Origin of the sequence: Paracoccus isoporae, from assembly GCF_900101865.1 — a bacterium.
GTDB lineage: Bacteria > Pseudomonadota > Alphaproteobacteria > Rhodobacterales > Rhodobacteraceae > Paracoccus > Paracoccus isoporae.
The window spans coordinates 1-16,994 of record NZ_FNAH01000014.1 but is presented as its reverse complement, the minus strand read 5'-3'; the positions used below and the strand labels follow the sequence as shown (position 1 = coordinate 16,994).

Annotated in this window: 13 protein-coding genes and 1 pseudogene; 5 read left to right on the top strand and 9 right to left on the bottom strand. The window is 64.9% G+C overall.

The window, feature by feature from the left end; all coding sequences use genetic code 11:
• Positions 1-57 precede the first annotated feature (57 nt).
• The 4 genes from BLT73_RS15800 to purQ form a co-directional block, all read right to left on the bottom strand.
• Positions 58-2,784, bottom strand: a complete 2,727-nt coding sequence (locus BLT73_RS15800; RefSeq protein WP_090525424.1) for an Rne/Rng family ribonuclease — start codon at positions 2,782-2,784, stop codon at positions 58-60.
• A gap of 466 nt (positions 2,785-3,250) precedes the next feature.
• Positions 3,251-4,579, bottom strand: a complete 1,329-nt coding sequence (locus tag BLT73_RS15795) for a sigma-54-dependent transcriptional regulator (RefSeq protein ID WP_090525422.1) — start codon at positions 4,577-4,579, stop codon at positions 3,251-3,253.
• Between the two features lie 16 nt (positions 4,580-4,595).
• Entirely contained in the window at positions 4,596-6,314 is a 1,719-nt protein-coding gene (locus BLT73_RS15790) for a sensor histidine kinase (RefSeq protein ID WP_090525481.1), read from the bottom strand.
• Positions 6,315-6,463: 149 nt separating this feature from the next.
• The gene (gene purQ / locus BLT73_RS15785; RefSeq protein ID WP_090525419.1) at positions 6,464-7,132 is read right to left on the bottom strand and encodes a phosphoribosylformylglycinamidine synthase subunit PurQ; all 669 of its coding nucleotides are present in this window, start codon (positions 7,130-7,132) and stop codon (positions 6,464-6,466) included.
• Positions 7,133-7,606: 474 nt separating this feature from the next.
• On the opposite strand from purQ, the gene BLT73_RS15780 reads away from it, so the two are divergent.
• The gene (locus tag BLT73_RS15780) at positions 7,607-8,713 is read left to right on the top strand and encodes a hypothetical protein (RefSeq protein WP_090525417.1); all 1,107 of its coding nucleotides are present in this window, start codon (positions 7,607-7,609) and stop codon (positions 8,711-8,713) included.
• Between the two features lie 66 nt (positions 8,714-8,779).
• On the opposite strand, the gene BLT73_RS15775 is transcribed toward BLT73_RS15780, so the two are convergent.
• Positions 8,780-9,991, bottom strand: a complete 1,212-nt coding sequence (locus BLT73_RS15775) for an NADP-dependent isocitrate dehydrogenase (protein WP_090525415.1) — start codon at positions 9,989-9,991, stop codon at positions 8,780-8,782.
• Between the two features lie 200 nt (positions 9,992-10,191).
• Between BLT73_RS15775 and BLT73_RS15770 the strand changes: the two genes are divergently transcribed.
• Positions 10,192-11,016 (top strand): SGNH/GDSL hydrolase family protein, encoded by an 825-nt coding sequence (locus tag BLT73_RS15770; RefSeq protein ID WP_090525413.1) that lies wholly within the window; start codon positions 10,192-10,194, stop codon positions 11,014-11,016.
• 51 nt (positions 11,017-11,067) lie between these two features.
• On the opposite strand, the gene BLT73_RS15765 is transcribed toward BLT73_RS15770, so the two are convergent.
• The 3 genes from BLT73_RS15765 to BLT73_RS15755 form a co-directional block, all read right to left on the bottom strand.
• Positions 11,068-12,195 (bottom strand): HD domain-containing protein, encoded by a 1,128-nt coding sequence (locus BLT73_RS15765; protein WP_090525411.1) that lies wholly within the window; start codon positions 12,193-12,195, stop codon positions 11,068-11,070.
• A 248-nt stretch (positions 12,196-12,443) separates the two neighbouring features.
• Positions 12,444-12,953 (bottom strand): hypothetical protein, encoded by a 510-nt coding sequence (locus BLT73_RS15760; protein ID WP_143025701.1) that lies wholly within the window; start codon positions 12,951-12,953, stop codon positions 12,444-12,446.
• 189 nt (positions 12,954-13,142) lie between these two features.
• A complete protein-coding gene (locus BLT73_RS15755; RefSeq protein ID WP_090525407.1) occupies positions 13,143-13,802 on the bottom strand; it encodes an alpha/beta hydrolase in 660 nt (219 codons plus the stop codon).
• A gap of 198 nt (positions 13,803-14,000) precedes the next feature.
• Between BLT73_RS15755 and iscR the strand changes: the two genes are divergently transcribed.
• The 3 genes from iscR to BLT73_RS15740 all read left to right on the top strand — a co-directional run bounded on the left by iscR (position 14,001) and on the right by BLT73_RS15740 (position 16,826).
• Positions 14,001-14,465 (top strand): Fe-S cluster assembly transcriptional regulator IscR, encoded by a 465-nt coding sequence (iscR, locus tag BLT73_RS15750; protein WP_090525405.1) that lies wholly within the window; start codon positions 14,001-14,003, stop codon positions 14,463-14,465.
• Between the two features lie 227 nt (positions 14,466-14,692).
• Positions 14,693-15,553 carry a ferredoxin--NADP reductase gene (locus tag BLT73_RS15745; protein ID WP_090525403.1) on the top strand — a complete coding sequence of 287 codons (861 nt, stop codon included), beginning with the start codon at positions 14,693-14,695 and terminating at the stop codon, positions 15,551-15,553.
• 217 nt (positions 15,554-15,770) lie between these two features.
• Positions 15,771-16,826, top strand: a complete 1,056-nt coding sequence (locus tag BLT73_RS15740; RefSeq protein WP_090525402.1) for an acyltransferase family protein — start codon at positions 15,771-15,773, stop codon at positions 16,824-16,826.
• 42 nt (positions 16,827-16,868) lie between these two features.
• Here the strand turns inward: BLT73_RS15740 and BLT73_RS17695 are convergent.
• A pseudogene (locus tag BLT73_RS17695) lies at positions 16,869-16,994 on the bottom strand (acyl-CoA dehydrogenase); the annotation flags it as partial.

Here is a 16,994-nt window from a genome sequence, read left to right as displayed (position 1 = left end):
CGGCTTACCGGCGCCGGGAAGAGAACGGGCCCGCCGATGCGGCGGGCCCTGTCACTGTCAGCCGATGCTCCACCAGCCGCGGCGCTTCGGCCGGGGCGGGGTCTCGCGCTGCGCCTCGGGGACGGCAGAGGGCGCGGCCTTCGCATCTGGCTCATCTTGTGCCGCGTCGGTTTGCTCCTCATCCGCCGCGACGGCATCATCGCCAGATGGCGCGACCTGCGCGTTTCCGGCGTCTTCCGCCGTGACGGCCGCCGCATCCCCGGAGACTTGCTCTGCTGGCTCCGACGCAGGGGAGCGGGAGGAGCCGGGCGCGTCGTCTGCCTCCTGCGCCGCCTGATCCGTCTCGGCGTCTTGAGAAGCGGCCTCGCTCTCGACCTCTTTCGCCGGCAGGTCGCGCAGGTCCACGACATTCGCCGCGACGCTTGCCGCGGCGGCCGGCGTGGCCGACTCGCCCGCATCGCCCGCATCTGCCGCTTGCACCTCGGCCTCCGGCTTGCGCCGCGACCGGCTGCGCGAGCGGCTGCGGGATTTCGGGCGCTCGGCCTCCGCAGCTGGCGCATCATCCGAGGGTGACGCCACCGCGTCCTCGCCCGCCGTCTCGGCAGACGCGGCATCTTCCGACGCTGCCACCGCATCCGGCGCTTGGTTCTGATCGTCCCTGCCCGCCGCATCATCATTGCCGTCGCCACGATCCTTGCCGCCACGCCGCCGACGCCGCCTGCGGCGCTTGGAACGGTTGCCGCCGTCATCCTCGGGCCGGTCATCGCCGCGATCGGAAGCGGCCTCGGCGTCGGATGTGCTGTCCTCGTCGCGCTCCTCGGCCTCGTCCTCCTGCTCGTCCTCGTCGATCTGCGCCATGAGCTGCGCATTCACCGAGACCACGGCGGATGCCGCATCCGGCAGGGCGCGGGTGGCGCTCTTGAACTTCTCGATGGCGAAATCGGGCGAGATCAGCGACGGATCGGCCTCCACCCGGACCGACATGCCATAGCGCGCCTCGATCAGAGCGATATGTTCGCGCTTGGCGTTCATCAGGAAATTGGCCACCGCAATGGGTGCCTTCACCAGCACCTCGCGCGAGCGCTTGCGGGTGCCCTCCTCCTCGATGGCGCGCAGGATGGTCAGCGCCAGGCTGTCATCCGAGCGGATCAGCCCGGTGCCGTGGCAATGCGCACAGGGCTGGGTGGTCGATTCCAGCATCCCCGGCCGCAGGCGCTGACGACTCATCTCCATCAGGCCGAAGCCCGAGATCTTGCCGACCTGGATCCGGGCGCGGTCGGTCTTCAGCCGGTCCTTCAGCCGCTTTTCAACGGCCGTGTTGTTCTTGCGCTCATCCATGTCGATGAAGTCGATTACGATCAGACCGGCCAAGTCGCGGAGGCGAAGCTGACGGGCAATCTCGTCGGCGGCTTCAAGGTTGGTCTTGGTCGCCGTATCCTCGATCGAGCCCTCTTTCGTGGCCCGGCCCGAGTTCACGTCGATGGCGACAAGCGCCTCGGTCACGCCGATGACGATATAGCCGCCGGATTTCAGCTGCACGGTCGGGTTGAACATCCCGCCGAGATAGCTTTCCACCTGATAGCGCGCGTAGAGCGGCATCGGGTCGTGGTAATGTTTCACGTTCTTGGCGTGGGACGGCATGATCATCTTCATGAAGTCCTTGGCCGTGCGATAGCCCCGCTCACCCTCGACCAGAACCTCGTCGATCTCGCGGCTGTAGAGATCGCGGATCGTGCGCTTGATCAGATCGCCTTCCTCATAGATCGGCGCGGGCGCGGTCGAGGCGAAGGTCAGCTCGCGGATCTGCTCCCAGAGGCGCATGAGATATTCGTAATCCCGCTTGATCTCGGTCCGGGTCCGCTGGCTGCCCGCGGTGCGGATGATGAGCCCGGCCCCCTGCGGCACCTTAAGATCCGATGCGATGTCCTTCAGCTTCTTGCGGTCCGCGGCGTTGGTGATCTTGCGGCTGATCCCGCCGCCACGTGCGGTGTTGGGCATCAGCACGCAATAGCGCCCGGCCAGCGACAGATAGGTGGTCAGCGCCGCACCCTTGTTGCCGCGCTCTTCCTTGACGACCTGCACCAGAAGGATCTGGCGGACCTTGATGACTTCCTGGATCTTGTAGCGGCGCGGGCGCGGCTTTTTCGGGACGCGGATCTCCTCGGTCACGTCGTCGTCTGCGACCGATTCGATGCTGTCATCCTTGTCGGCGGCGTCCTGTGCGCTCCTGTCCTCGCCCGTTGCGTCCTCGGCGTCGTCGCCGCGATCGTCAGCGCCCGCATGGCCCTCCGCGTTGCGGTCATCCGCATCCGCCTCGTCATCATCGCTGTGATCGACCAGTTCCATGCCGGGGATGTCGTCCGACACCACGGTCTCGTCGCCGGTCTCCGCCTTCGCGGCGCGGCTCGACTTGGCAGAGCGGCGGCGGGACCCCTTGCCGCGCCCCTTGGCGGGCTTGTCCTTCTCGCCGGCCTCCTCGGCCGCGGCGGCCTCGGCATGGGCGCGCTCCTCCTCCAGCAGCGCCTGACGGTCGGCCGCGGGGATCTGGTAATAATCGGGATGGATTTCCGCGAAGGCCAGGAACCCATGCCGGTTCCCGCCGTAATCCACGAAGGCAGCCTGAAGCGAGGGCTCGACCCGCGTCACCTTCGCCAGATAGATATTGCCAGCAAGCTGCCGCTTGTTGACGGTCTCGAAATCAAATTCCTCGACCTTGGTCCCGTCCACCACGACGACGCGGGTCTCTTCCGCATGCGTCGCGTCGATCAGCATTTTCTTTGCCATGTATATAACTTTCGCGCAGCACGAATCCCGACCGGCGCGCGGCCATGATCGGGTGCGGTCTGCGATATGATGGGGACACGGCGGCGGCGCGGATATCGCTTCGCCCTGCGCAGCCTTGGCTGTGCAGCGGCATGTCTCGAATATCTCGCGCGCGATGCATCGCGTCTGTTACCTCTTGGCTCCGGACAGTGTCACGGAGCAATGATCGTCAGCCTCTGCGCATCAGCGCGGCAAGGCGGTTTTCTCGGCGAAATGGGCCGTTCGTCGTTCGGCCAGCATCCGCTGCGAAACTGTTGGCGCGACTTCTCAACTGAAGGTTGAGAGTTCGCGCATGTTCCGAACATAAGGTCGGGAGGCAAGGAAGTTCAATGGGGAATTGCGCGCCATCTCACTACCAGCGGCGTGCGGCGCGGGCTGACACCCGCGCCGCGCCGCCGCCACATTCACCCGCGAAGGCCACCCCGCGCTACAGGTAATCGCCGCGCTGCAGCCCGTATTTCGCCATTTTCTCGTTCAATGTCCGGCGCGGCAGGCACAGCTCGTCCATCACCGCGGCGATGGAGCCCTTGTGCCGCCGCATGGTGTTGTCGATCAGCATCTTCTCGAAGCTTTCGACATATTCCTTGAGCGGCTTGCCCTCTGTGGTGGTCGCCTGGGCCTGATCCTCGTCGCCCTCGGTCATCAGAAGCGAGGTGATCGAGCCCGAGCCGCGGCGGTTCTGCAAGACGGCGCGTTCCGCCACATTGATGAGCTGGCGGACATTGCCCGGCCAGGGCGCCTGCAGAAGCTGCGCGGCCTCCTGCGCGTTCACCTGCGGCGGCTCGCAGCCATATTCATCAGCGAATTGCTCGGTCATGCGGGTGAACAGCGCCAGGATATCCTCGCCGCGCGAACGCAGCGGCGGCACGGTGATCTGCAGGGCGGAGAGGCGATAGAACAGGTCCGGGCGCAGCAGATCCTCGGGTTTCTTGCCGTCGCCGCGCGCATTTGAGATGGCGATGATCCGCGTCTCGGCCGGGCTGCCCTGGTCGGCGATGAAGCCCAGCAGGCGCGCCTGCAACCCGTCTGGCAGCGCCTCGATATCCTCCAGGCACAGCGTGCCGCCGCGGGCCTCCTCGATGGCGGGGATGCCTTCCTCCTGCGGGCCGAACAGCTTCTGCGACAGGTTCTCGGGATCGAAGGCCGCACAGGCGATGGGCACGAATTTCTTCGAGGCGCGCGGGCCGACCGCATGGAGCGCATGGGCCACCAGCGTCTTGCCGGTGCCGGTCTCGCCGTCGATCAACACATGGCCGTCAGCCTGGCCGAGATCGAGGATATCCTCGCGCAGCCGCTCCATCGCTGCGGAATGGCCGACCAGTTTCGACATCACCTGCTGACCCTCTGACAGGTCGCGGCGCAGCGCGCGGTTGTCCAGCGTCATGCGCCGCATCTGGGTCGCCTTCTTGGCCAGTTCCGTCATCCGGTCGGGCTTGAACGGCTTCTCCATGAAATCCATGGCCCCCATCCGCATCGCCTCGACGGCCATCGGCACGTCGCCATGGCCGGTGATCATGATGACCGGCAGCGCGGAATCGAGGCTCATCAGCCGTTTCAGAAACGCCATCCCGTCCATGCCCGGCATGCGGATGTCGGTGATGACCACGCCGGGCCAGTCCGCGCCGATTTCCTTCAGCGCGTCCTCGGCCGAGGGGTAGGTCACCGTGTTGAACCCCGACAGGACCAGCCACTGGCTGATAGATTCCCGCATGTCGGGTTCATCGTCAACGATGGCGATGCGCAGCGTCTTACTCATGATTCGCCTTTCCTGGTTATTCTGCAGCAAGCGGCTTTTCCGCCTGCCCGCCATCGGGGTCGTAGAGCGGCAAGGACAGCTCGAAGACGGCCCCCGGACCGTCCTCGGAATTATGCGCCGTCAGCCTGCCGCCGAAATCGGCCACGATCCCCGACGAGATCGCCAGCCCCAGCCCGGTGCCCTCACCGGGCTTCTTGGTTGTGAAGAACGGTTCGAACAGCTTGTCCAGATCGCTGACCCCCGGCCCGTTGTCACGCACGGTCACAACCGCTTGAGCCGCGCTTTCGATGCCGATCTCCACGCGCGCATCGCGAACCCCGCGCGTCGCGTCAAGAGCGTTGCGCAGAAGATTGATGAGCACCTGCTCCAGCCGGATGCGGTCGCAATAGACCATGACCGGCCGCCGCGGCAGGTTGCGCACGATCCGCACCGGCCGGGTCCGCAACTGCGGCTCCATCATGGTCAGCGCGTTGGACAGGGCGCTGCGCAGATCCACCTTCTCGAAGGCCTCGCCGCCCTTGCGTGCAAAGGATTTCAGTTGCCGGGTGATCGCACCCATGCGATCCACCAGATCGTCGATGCGCTGGAAGGAGCTGAGCGCCTCGTCCGAGCGCCCCCGGTCCAGAAGCAGCCGCGCACCGGCGATATAGGTCTTCATCGCCGCCAGCGGCTGGTTCAGCTCGTGGCTGACCCCGGCCGACATCTCACCCAGGGCCGCCAGCTTGGAGGATTGCTGCACGGTCTGCTCGGCCACGCGCAATTCGCGCTGCACCCGTTCGCGCGCCGCGATCTCTCGTGTCAGCCGGGCGTTCAAGGCCCGCAAATCGGCGGATTCCCGCATATAGGCGACCGAACGGCGCTGCGCCTGGCGCGACAGCACGTAGAACACGACGGCGGCGAGCACCGCGAACACCATCGCCTCCAGCGCGAGCACCGCGTTCACCCGCTCGCGGATCGACTCGTAGGTGGTGAAGTTGTGCATCCGCCAGCCGCGGAACTCCACGCGGGTGACGGTCTGCATGACCGCCCTGCCCTCGACATAGGCATCGCCGCCGATATTGGTCCAGTCGGCCGAGACCTGGAATGCCCGCTCGATCGCGTTGGGCACCGGGCGCAGCGACAGCGCCTCCTCCAGCGGCAGGCCCCGCCATTTGGTTTCGGTCGACATGATGACCAGCCCGGTCGAATCCGTCACCGCCACGGCATCGGTGATCCCGGCCCAACGCTGTTCAAGCTGCGTCAGATCGCTGCTGACAACGATGACGCCGAGCGTGCCGGAACTGTCCGCTATGGCGCGGGAATAGACGAACTCAAAACGCCCGCCCTCGCTCGGGGCGACGGTGAACACCGTGTCACGCGCCCGCATCGCATCCACGAAATAGGGCGCGGACACGAAATTCGTCCCCAGCAATTGCCGGTCGGTCGCGGCCACCGTGCGCCCCGAGGCATCCAGCAGCCGGATCGAGGCCACACCCAGCTCCTTCTGCGCCGAGATCAGCCGGGCCGATGTGATCGCGAAGTCATCCGAGGCGAGCGCCGAGATCATCGCCGGGTCGCGCGCCAGCATCATCGGCACGACCGAGTTGCGCTGCAGTTCCGACAGCAATTGCCCGCTATAGAGCGCCCCGCGCAATTCCGCCCGGTTGCGCGCGTTTTCCGAGAACCGCTCCGTCAGCCAGTCATTCGTCGCCCAGATCAGCAGCCCGGCGCACGCCAGCAGCAACAACAGCGACATGCGCAGCACCCAGGGGTTGGTGGCCGCGTCTTCATCCGAGCCCAAAGGTCGGTCGTCTTCCTGCGGGGTCAGGACCAAATTCCGCTATCCGCTGCGATTGCCGTTCCGGACAATCTATTCCTGACGGAAGCCCGTGCCAAGCGGCGCCGTCAGGCCCCGATCAACGCGCCCGCCAGCGACGCGAACATCGCCTGCCCGTCCGTGCCGCCGTGATCGGGATCGACCGCACGTTCCGGGTGCGGCATCATGCCGAGGACGCGGCGGTTCCCGGACAGCACGCCCGCGATGTCGGAGACCGATCCGTTGATCGCCGGCGCATAGGTGAAGGCCACGCGGTCCTCGTCCTGGAGCCGGCGCAGACCGTCCGGATCGATCTGGTAATTGCCGTCGTGATGGGCCACCGGCACGCTCAGCGTCTGACCTGTCGCGTAACCCGCGGTGAAGATGCTGTCAGCCGTCGCCACCTCCAGCTTGGCCGGGCGGCACAGGAAGGTCAGCCCCGCATTGCGCATCAGCGCGCCGGGCAGAAGGCCCAGCTCGGTCAGCACCTGAAATCCATTGCAGATCCCCAGCACATAGCCGCCGCGCGCCGCATGGGCCCGGATGGCATGCGCCACCGGCGATTGCGCGGCAATCGCACCGCAGCGCAGGTAGTCGCCATAGGAGAACCCGCCCGGCACGGCGACAAGATCCGTGCCATCGGGCAGCGCCTCGTCCTTGTGCCACAGCTTGACGACCTCCGCCCCGGCCCGCTCGAAGGCCACGCGCAGGTCACGGTCGCAATTCGAACCCGGAAAGGTGATGACGGCGGCTTTCATGGCGCGGACTCCGTAACGCTCTGGCTTCGCGATGCCGATAGCGAATTTCCGGCCGCTTGGAAAGCGCCACGCGCGACGGTGATGAGCTGCGGAGTGAAAAGGCGGGCGCCCCGACAGATTCCCTGGATCCCCAGGACCACCGGGGCGCCCTGATTTCTGGACCGGCGCCATGGTCCATTTCAAAACGATACGAAAATTATTGCGAAAAAGCGATAACTCAAAATTAACAGTTTAGTCAGGTTAACGCGACGTCAACTTAAATCGCATTAATTGCATTAACTCCCTTTTTCGGCGAGTTATCGATAAATAAATATCGGCAATGGAAACGGCATCTATCGAATTGCCTTATTGCACGCGCACCGATGCGTGTCGCGCCGGGCGACTTTCCGCGCCCGCACCTGGCCCGGCGAGGAACTGCCGGAACATCCCCGTTACCCCCGCATTATCTCAAGACTGTTTATGAGTGGAGCGAGCATGTTCAGATACACCACCGCCGCGGCTGTCGTGATTTTCGCATATTCCTGCCCGGCCATCGCGCAGGATGGCGCCCCGAATGAAGTCGAGGGGATTGTGACCAACGCCTTCGCCAAGGGGTTTCCGACAACGATCGAGGATCTGGCACAAAAGCAGATCCAGACCAACCCGGCGGAGGGCACCATCAAGTCCATCTACGGCAATGATGAGGATACCCGCTACGCCCGCGTCGAGTTGGCGCCGATGCCGGCGGGCGGCATTGCCCCGCGCTTCGCCGGTCTCAGGAACGCCTATGAAGATGTCAGCGACATGCCGGTGATGGAATTCGATCATGCCAGCCCGGACGGTCTCGCGCTCGACTGTTTCACGCATCGCCGAAGCGATCAGGGCTATATCAGCTGCTACACCGAGGTCAGGGGACGCTTCCTGACTGTGGAACTCGGCGCGGTGGTGGATGCCGATGCCGATGCGCTGCCGGACGAGATCCGTGAACGCGACAGCGAGCTGGCAGGCATGCTCGCGGATTCCGTCAACGCCGCGCCCGACCGGCAGGGCGGCGGTGCCGATGATCCCTTGCCCGCGCTCAGCGCACCCGCCGCGCCGCAGGCCGATCCGCCCGGCGCGCCGGTTTCGGCAGATGGCCCGGAGGAGATGGCACCGCAGGACACGCCCTTCGCAAAGGCTCTGCCAGAGAGCATCGACGGGCGGACGCTGAAGGAGATCACCGCCAGGGGTCCGCGTGAAACCTTCATCGCGACCTATGAGGATGACCTCGCCATGCAAACGATGGTCACGCTATACGCGGATCACGGCGACGATCCGGCGGAACTCCGTGCACTCCAGAAGCAGGCTTTGGAGGGCGTGATCGGCGAATTGCGCGATGTCGAGGTGACGAGCCCGCGAGGCATCCCGGTTCAGTGCTTTCACCCCGAGACGGCCATCGGCATTGCGCACAGCATCTGCACGGCAAGCCTTGATGCCGGAATTGCCGAGGTCCAGGCGCCCTCGCGCATACCCAACGACGCGGATGACGGCGCCGATCAGGCCATTGCGTGGGCACAGGATCACGCCGGCAGATTGATCGACGCGCTTGCAACGCTGCCCTGAGACGGGCTGCGGAAATGAAAAAAGGCCGCGCAGCACTGCGCGGCCTTTCGGTCTCTCAGGCGCGGTTCAGCTCAGCGCCTTGTTCAGATACTCATCGACCTTTTCGAGATAGCCCATGGTCGAGAGCCATTTCTGATCCGGCCCCACCAGCAGCGCCAGATCCTTGGTCATGAACCCGTCCTCGACCGCGCGCACCGTGACACGCTCCAGCGTCTCGGCGAAATTCAGCAGCGCGTCGTTCTGATCGAGCTTCGCGCGGTGCTTCAGCCCGCCGCTCCACGCATAGATCGAGGCGATGGAGTTGGTCGAGGTCTCGTTGCCCTTCTGATGCTCGCGGTAATGGCGCGTCACCGTGCCATGCGCGGCCTCGGCCTCAACCGTCTTGCCATCCGGCGTCATCAGGACCGAGGTCATCAGCCCGAGCGAGCCGAAACCCTGCGCGACGGTGTCGGACTGCACGTCCCCGTCATAGTTCTTGCAGGCCCAGACATAGCCACCATTCCATTTCAGCGAAGACGCCACCATGTCGTCGATCAGACGGTGCTCATAGGTAATACCGGCCTTTTTAAAGTCCTCGGCAAATTCGGCGTCGAAGGTTTCCTGGAACAGATCCTTGAAGCGGCCGTCATAGGCTTTCATGATCGTGTTCTTGGTGGACAGGTAGAGCGGATATTTCCGCTGCAGCGCGTAGTTCATCGAGGCGCGGGCGAAATCGCGGATCGAGTCGTCCAGGTTATACATCGCCATGGTGACCCCAGAGCCGGGGGCCTGGAACACCTCATGCTCGATGGTCTCGCCGTCATCTCCGACGAACTTGATGGTCAGCTTGCCCTTGCCGGGGAATTTGAAATCGGTGGCACGGTACTGGTCGCCAAAGGCGTGGCGCCCGACCACGATGGGCTTGGTCCAGTGCGGCACCAGGCGCGGCACGTTCTTGCAGATGATCGGCTCGCGGAAGATCACCCCGCCGAGGATGTTGCGGATCGTCCCGTTGGGCGAGCGCCACATCTTCTTCAGCCCGAATTCCTCGACGCGGGCCTCGTCGGGGGTGATGGTGGCGCATTTCACGCCGACGCCGTATTCCTTGATCGCGTTGGCCGCGTCCACCGTGATCTGGTCGTCGGTGCGGTCGCGCTCCTCGATGCCCAGGTCGTAATATTTCAGGTCGATGTCGAGATAGGGCAGGATCAGCTTTTTCTTGATGAAGTCCCAGATGATCCGGGTCATCTCGTCGCCGTCGAGCTCGACAACAGGGTTTTCTACCTTGATCTTCGACATGGGCATCCCCTCGATTGGATTTCGCGTTGCGCGCGGTATAGCGGCTCTCGCAACGGAAAGAAAGGCGGTATGCCGTCGTATGCAGAGCTCTTAAAGGCGGGCTTGCGCAGGGACGGACACACGGCCCATAGTTCCCGCCTGCCCGCCCCTCCGACATTGCCGGGGCGCGGCGATCCCGATCACCGAGGAGGAGTTGGATCATGGGACGTGATTGCCAGAACATTGCCTTTGCCACAGCCACCATCATCGCGCTCGCCCTGCCAGCGGCGGCACAGCAGAGCGCCCCCGCCGAAACGGACAAGACCGCCGCGAGCCAGCAGGAGACGCAGCCATCCGCACCGCAACAGATCCTGTTCATCGGCAACAGCTATTTCTACTACAATGACAGCCTGCACAATCACACGCGGCGCATGGCCATCGAGGGAACGCAGATCCCCGAAGACGATCTGGACTACCGCTCCGTCACCATTTCAGGCGGATCGTTGGACATGCATCCGATCGCGCATTACCTGACGCCCGGTGCCATCGGCTATGACGATGCGTTCGACATTGTCGTGCTGCAGGGCAACAGTGCTGCGGCCGAAAGCGACACCCGGTCCGAGCGATTCCGCGCAGCCGTGCGGGAGATGGACGCGGAAATCCGCGACAGCGGGGCGGAGACGATGCTCTACATGACCCATGCCTACGCCGAGGGGCATGAGCGATACAGCGAGGACGGCACGGACCGGCTCGACCAGCTCTATACCGAGATGGGCGCGGAGATCGGAGCGGAGGTCATCCCGGTCGGCCTGGCCTTTGCCGAAGCCAGGCGTCAGCGCCCGGACCTTGCGCTGCAGCAGGATTTCGACAACAGCCATCCGACGCTTGCCGGCACCTATCTGGCCTCGGCTGTGGTCTTCGCGACGGTGTATGGCGAGACGCCGGAAGCACTCGAATACGATTACTTCGGCCGCATCCCGTCCGAGGACGCGGCATTTCTGCGGCAGATCGCACAGGAGACCGTCACCGCCTATCAGTCGCGTTGAACGGTAACCCCCGTCCGCACCATGACCCGGTGCGGGCGGGTGGATGCCGGATCACGCGAAGAAGCGGCGCGCCTGCGGGGCCAGAAACTCCCAGACCCGTGGCAGGCCGCGCGTGACCTTGCGGCCCACCCGCGCCTCGAGATCGGCGAAACTCACGTCATATTCCCGCCAGCCCGCCCCGCCGCTGCGGATGTTCTGCACGAGCGGCTGGGTGCGGTCGAGCGACTTGGCATAGATCGCGTCGGGAGTCTCGGCCGCCTCGAATTCCTGCCAGAGCGCGAGGAATTCCTTGCCCTGCGCCTCTGGCAGAAGGCCGAAGATGCGCCGGGCCGCCGCGGCCTCGGCGGCGACGATTTCCGGCGATCCATGCGCTTGCCCGCCCGCGGCGTGCAGCGGCACGTCGCCCACGTCGATCTCGACCAGATCATGCAGGATCAGCATCCGCATCGCCCGGCCGGCATCCACGCCCGGCGCCGCCTGCGCCGACAGCGCCCAGGCATAGAGCGCGACATGCCAGCTGTGCTCGGCGCTGTTCTCGCGGCGGCTGCCGTCGATCAGCGTGTTGGCGCGTGTCACCGATTTCAGCCGGTCAGCCTCGGCGAGGAAGGCCAGGCGACGCCCGAGATCGCCCCCGGGCTTATGCCCGTCCAGGCAGCCATGCGCCGCCGCCATCGCCTCGGGCCATTCCTGCGACATCCGCGCGACCCGGCCCGACTGCATCATGTGCCGGGCGATCCCGATATGCTCGCGCAAAGGCTCCGGCGCCATCAGCACCTGGAACAGGGGCTGGACATGATCCATGCGCTTGGCAAACGCCGCATCCGCGGTGATGCCGCTTTCAAACTCGCGCCACAGCGCCGCCGCCGCTCCGCCATCGGGCAGCAGGCCGAAGATCCGGTCCGCCGCCGCCGTTTCCGCCGCGGCCAGCGATGCGGCATCGTGATCGAGATAGATCGGCTGGTCGCCCGCGTCGATCTCCACCAGATCGTGCAGCAGGATCATCTCCAGCACCCGGTCGGAGGCACCAAAGACAATCGCGAACAGCGCGACATGCCAGCTATGCTCGGCTGTGTTTTCCCGGCGAGAGAGATCCATGAGCACATTCGCGCGCTCTATCGACTTCAGCCGGTCCGCCTCGGCCAGGAAATCGATCCGCGCGGCAAGATCCTCGGGACTCATCGGTCAGTTCCCGGAAGGACCATTGGCATTGCGGTCACAGACACGGACCGCAGAGAGACAACCAGCGGGAAAATTCCGAGCGACATCATGGCAATCCGGGATCAGATCTTCTCCGATCATGGATACGCCACGATCTCCGCCGCGTAAACCGCGGGGGCGCGTGCGGGCCCGCTACCCAGCCATGCGGGCGCACATGAAAAAGGAGGGCACAATGGCCCTCCTTCGCAATCAGTATATGATCGTGGCGATCAGTTGGTGGCTTCTTCGCTGCCCACGATGGTTTCACCTTCTTCGGCACCCGTACTGGTGGCCACGCTCTCATCGGGGGAGACCGAGGTCGCCGTGGCGTTGTCCGACGCTTCTTCGCTGGCCGCGATGGTGGATCCGGCTTCCGCGCCCGCGCCGGACGGCGATGCCGCCGCTTCCTCGTTGGTCACGGAGGTGGCCGGGTTGGCATCGGTCGCGACCTCGCTGCCCGTCACCGTATCGCCTTCCTCGGCACCGGTGCTGGACGACCCGTCCGCGGCGGTGGCCGACTGGACGGCACCGCTCATGCGGTCATAAACGATGTTGACCGACTGGCCTTCACCGCTGACGGCCGAGGCCGAGATGCTGGTTTCGTCTTCGGCGGTGATGACGACATCGGTGTAACCCTGACCGGCGAGCGACTCGTTGACCTGGTCGGTCGTGATCTGCGCGAAGGCGGGCACAGCCATGAAAGCAAACGCTGCCGCGAGGGGGGTGATCTTGTTACGCATGGTACTCATCTTTCCTCAAATTGCCGGTCGCAGGCATGTGGCCCGACCGGACAGGCACGCGAGGCAAACGCGCGAAAGCCGCTCTGGTTCAATGCGCTCCGAAAATCTCTGCACACATGGGCGTGAAACCGAGCGTGAGGACGGCGTGGGACCGGCGCCGGATCAGGCGGCCCGTCCCGGATGGCGCGATCAGCGGCTGCTCTCTGTCAGCCTGCGGCGGACATAGGACTGCACCGATCCGATCATCGGGGCCATGTGCTCCTCGTCGTCGCGGAAGAAGTGATCCGCCCCCTCCACGACCTCGTGGCTGATGGTGATGCCCTTCTGCTCGCGCAGCTTGCCGACCAGCGTTTCGGTGTCCTTTGGCGGCGCGACCCGGTCGGCGCTGCCGTTGATGATGAGACCCGAGGCCGGACAGGGTGCCAGAAAGCTGAAGTCATACATGTTCGCCGGCGGCGAGACCGAGATGAACCCGGTGATCTCGGGCCGGCGCATCAGCAGTTGCATCCCGATCCAGGCGCCGAAGCTGAACCCCGCCACCCAGCAATGCTTGGAGTTCGGGTTCATCGCCTGAAGGTAGTCGAGCGCCGCGGCGGCATCCGACAGCTCGCCCACACCCTGATCGAACTCGCCCTGCGACCGCCCGACCCCGCGGAAATTGAACCGCATCACCGTGAAGCCGATCTTGTGAAAGGCGTAATGCAGATTGTAGACGACGCGATTGTTCATCGTGCCGCCGAATTGCGGATGCGGATGCAGGATGATGGCAATCGGCGCGTCCGGGATCGGCTGCGGGTGATAGCGGCCCTCAAGGCGGCCATCGGGTCCGGCAAAAATCAGTTCGGGCATCGGGATCCTTTGCGAAACCTGTTTCTTGACGCAGGCAGGGGCGGCATCTATTTCCGAACCCCGAAGTTGTGGGCCGGGACCGGCCTGCGCAAGGGCGGCCAGGACGGGCGCAGTTAGCCCAAGCTCCGCGCGCTCGTCAATGTTTAGTGGCAGCTTGCCCCGGCGCGACGGGCAGGGCATGGCGAAGGGAGCGGCAGAATGAAACTTTCCACCAAGGGCCGCTACGGCATGACCGCCCTTGTCGATCTGGCGCTGCAACAGCCGGGCGCGATGACCTCGCTGGCGGATATAGCCGAGCGCCAGGACATCTCGCTGCCCTATCTCGAACAGCTCTTCGTGCGGCTGCGCCGCGCCGGGCTTGTCGAATCCGCGCGCGGACCGGGCGGCGGCTATATGCTGGCGCGGCCTGCCGCCGAGATCAGGGTGTCGGAGGTGCTGGCGGCCGTGGATGAAACCGTCAGCGCGCTGCATGTCGGGGCCGGGGCGTCCGGCGGGGTGTCGGGGTCGCGCGCGCAGACGCTCACCAACCGGCTGTGGCAAAGCCTGTCTGCCCATGTCTACGTGTTTTTGCACAACGCAACCTTGGCGGATGTGGCGCTCAATCAGCTTCTGCCCTGCCCGGCCGTCCCGGACATCCTGTCGGTGGTGGACGATAAGTCCTGATCCCCGTCGCAGCGTGGGCCGGCTGATCCGCCAATCGGGGGAGTTTGGAACAGACTTCATCTTTCTGGCGCATCGCAGCGAGTTTTTCCTTATCCCGGCCGCGCCCCTGCCAAATTCGCGAATAATGTTCTACATCACGGGATGAATCGATCCGACGGCGACCTTGTCGATACGCCGCCGGACTTCAATGAACCGCCGCGATGGCCTAGAGACGCGCAGGATTGCAGATGAGTTTGGATATTCCCGTGACCGACGCCCCCGCAACGCAGACCCCGTCGCCCAAGCGCGACAAGCCGACCATGCCGGATGCACAGACCGTGACCGCGGTGAAGCACTGGAACGACCGGCTGTTTTCCTTTCGCGTGACGCGCCCGGCCTCGCTGCGCTTCCGCTCGGGCGAATTCGTGATGATCGGCCTGCCCGGCGATAACGGCAAGCCGATCCTGCGCGCCTACTCCATCGCCTCGCCGAACTGGGACGACGAGCTGGAGTTCTACTCGATCAAGGTGCCGGACGGGCCGCTGACCTCGAAGCTGCAGCACATCAAGGAGGGCGATCAGATCATCCTGCGCCCGAAGCCCGTCGGCACGCTGGTGCTCGACGCGCTGCTGCCCGGCAAGCGGCTGTGGTTCCTCGCCACCGGCACAGGGCTTGCGCCCTTCGCCTCGCTGATGCGGGATCCCGACAGCTATGAGCGGTTCGAGCAGGTCATCATGATGCATACCTGCCGCACCGCGGACGAGCTGAATTACGGCCGCGAACTGGTCGAGAAGCTGCGCGAGGATCCGCTGCTGGCCGAGATGTATGGCGAGGATTTCCACGAGCGGCTGCTGTATTACCCCACCACCACGCGCGAGGACTCGCCGCGCATGGGCCGTATCACCGACAACCTGACCTCCGGCAAGGTCTTCGCGGATCTCGGTCTGCCGAAGATCACCGCCGAAGACGACCGCGCGATGATCTGCGGCAGCCTGGCCTTCAACGTCGATGTGAAGGCGGTGCTGGAAGGGTTCGGCCTGCGCGAGGGCGCGAACTCCGAACCCAAGGAATTCGTGGTCGAGAAAGCCTTCGTGGGCGACGGGATCTGAAGTAAGGCGGCTTTTGCCGTTACCGAATAGCTGATCTGGCGCAGCCCCGCCTCGGCGGAGCCTGGCCGAGACGCGCCGCGCAGGGCTTGCGCGGCGCTTAACAATTCCGGTCCCGGCTGCTAGAAGCCCGCGACATCGAGTTCAGTGGTGACCCGGCCGGTCCTCGCATCGCCTCCGCATGCGGCCGGCCCGGAAATGTGACGAGTAAAGGTGAGCCATGGCCGGCAGTTCTCAGGGTGCGACGCCGCATCTGGTCAGTGTGCAGTTGTTGCGTGCCATCGCGGCGAGCGCGGTGGTGTTCGAACACGCCATGGCCGAGGCGGGGCAAAGCGTGGATGGTTTTGCGCGCATCGGCTTCGATTTCGGCATCGGCGTCGATATTTTCTTCATCATCAGCGGCTTCGTGATGTGGCTGTCGAGCGCGCATCTCTATGGCCGTCCGGGTGGCCCGGCGCTGTTCCTGAAGAAGCGGTTTCAGCGGGTCGTGCCGCTCTACTGGGTGTATACGCTGGGGATGCTGGCCGCGATCCTGCTGCTGCCGGAGAAGCTGAACAATCCCGATGCCAGCCCGGAGATGGTGCTGGCCTCTTTCCTGTTCTATCCCTTCCCGAACGCGATCGGGGAGTACACGCCGGTCCTCGCTCTCGGCTGGACGCTGAATTACGAGATGTTCTTTTACGCGCTGTTCGCCGTCTCGCTGATCCTGCCGCGCAGGCTGGGTTTCGCCGCGCTGGCGGCACTGATCCTCGGCTTCGTGGTAGTGTGGACGACCGTCTCGGGCGGGCCGGTGCTGTTCTGGGGCCGACCGATCATTCTGGAGTTCCTGGCCGGTGTGTTGCTGGCGCGTGCCTTCCTGGCCTGGGGCAACCGCCCCAGCCTGCTGCTGTTCGGCTTGTGTGTTGCGGCAGCCTTTGCCGCCTATGCGCTGTTGTCCCCCCTGACAAGCCGTGTCCTGGCGCTCGGCCTCCCCAGCCTGATCTTTGCCTCGGCCTTCATCTTCTTTCTGCCCGCGAAGCTGAGCGGCGCGCTCAGCGGCGTCGCGAAGCTCGGCGGCGACAGTTCCTACACGCTGTATCTGTCGCACCCGTTCACGCTCGCCATCGTGAAGATCGTCTGGCTAAGGCTGGATGCGGGCAGCAGCAGCCCGTGGCTTTATGTCTGGGCGGCGACGATCGCCTGCGTGCTGGCGGGATATGTGCTTTATCTGGTGATCGAGCGCCCGCTGATGCGGCTGTGGAAAAAGCCGCGCAATGCAGCACCGCAGGCCGCATGAGTCCAGTCGCAGGGCTCCGGGACGCCCGGAGCCCCGCCCGGATCAGAAAAACGCCTGCAACCCGGTGATGGCGCGGCCGAGGATCAGCGCGTGGACGTCGTGCGTGCCTTCATAGGTGTTCACCGTTTCCAGGTTGTTCATGTGCCGCATCACCTGGAACTCTTCCGA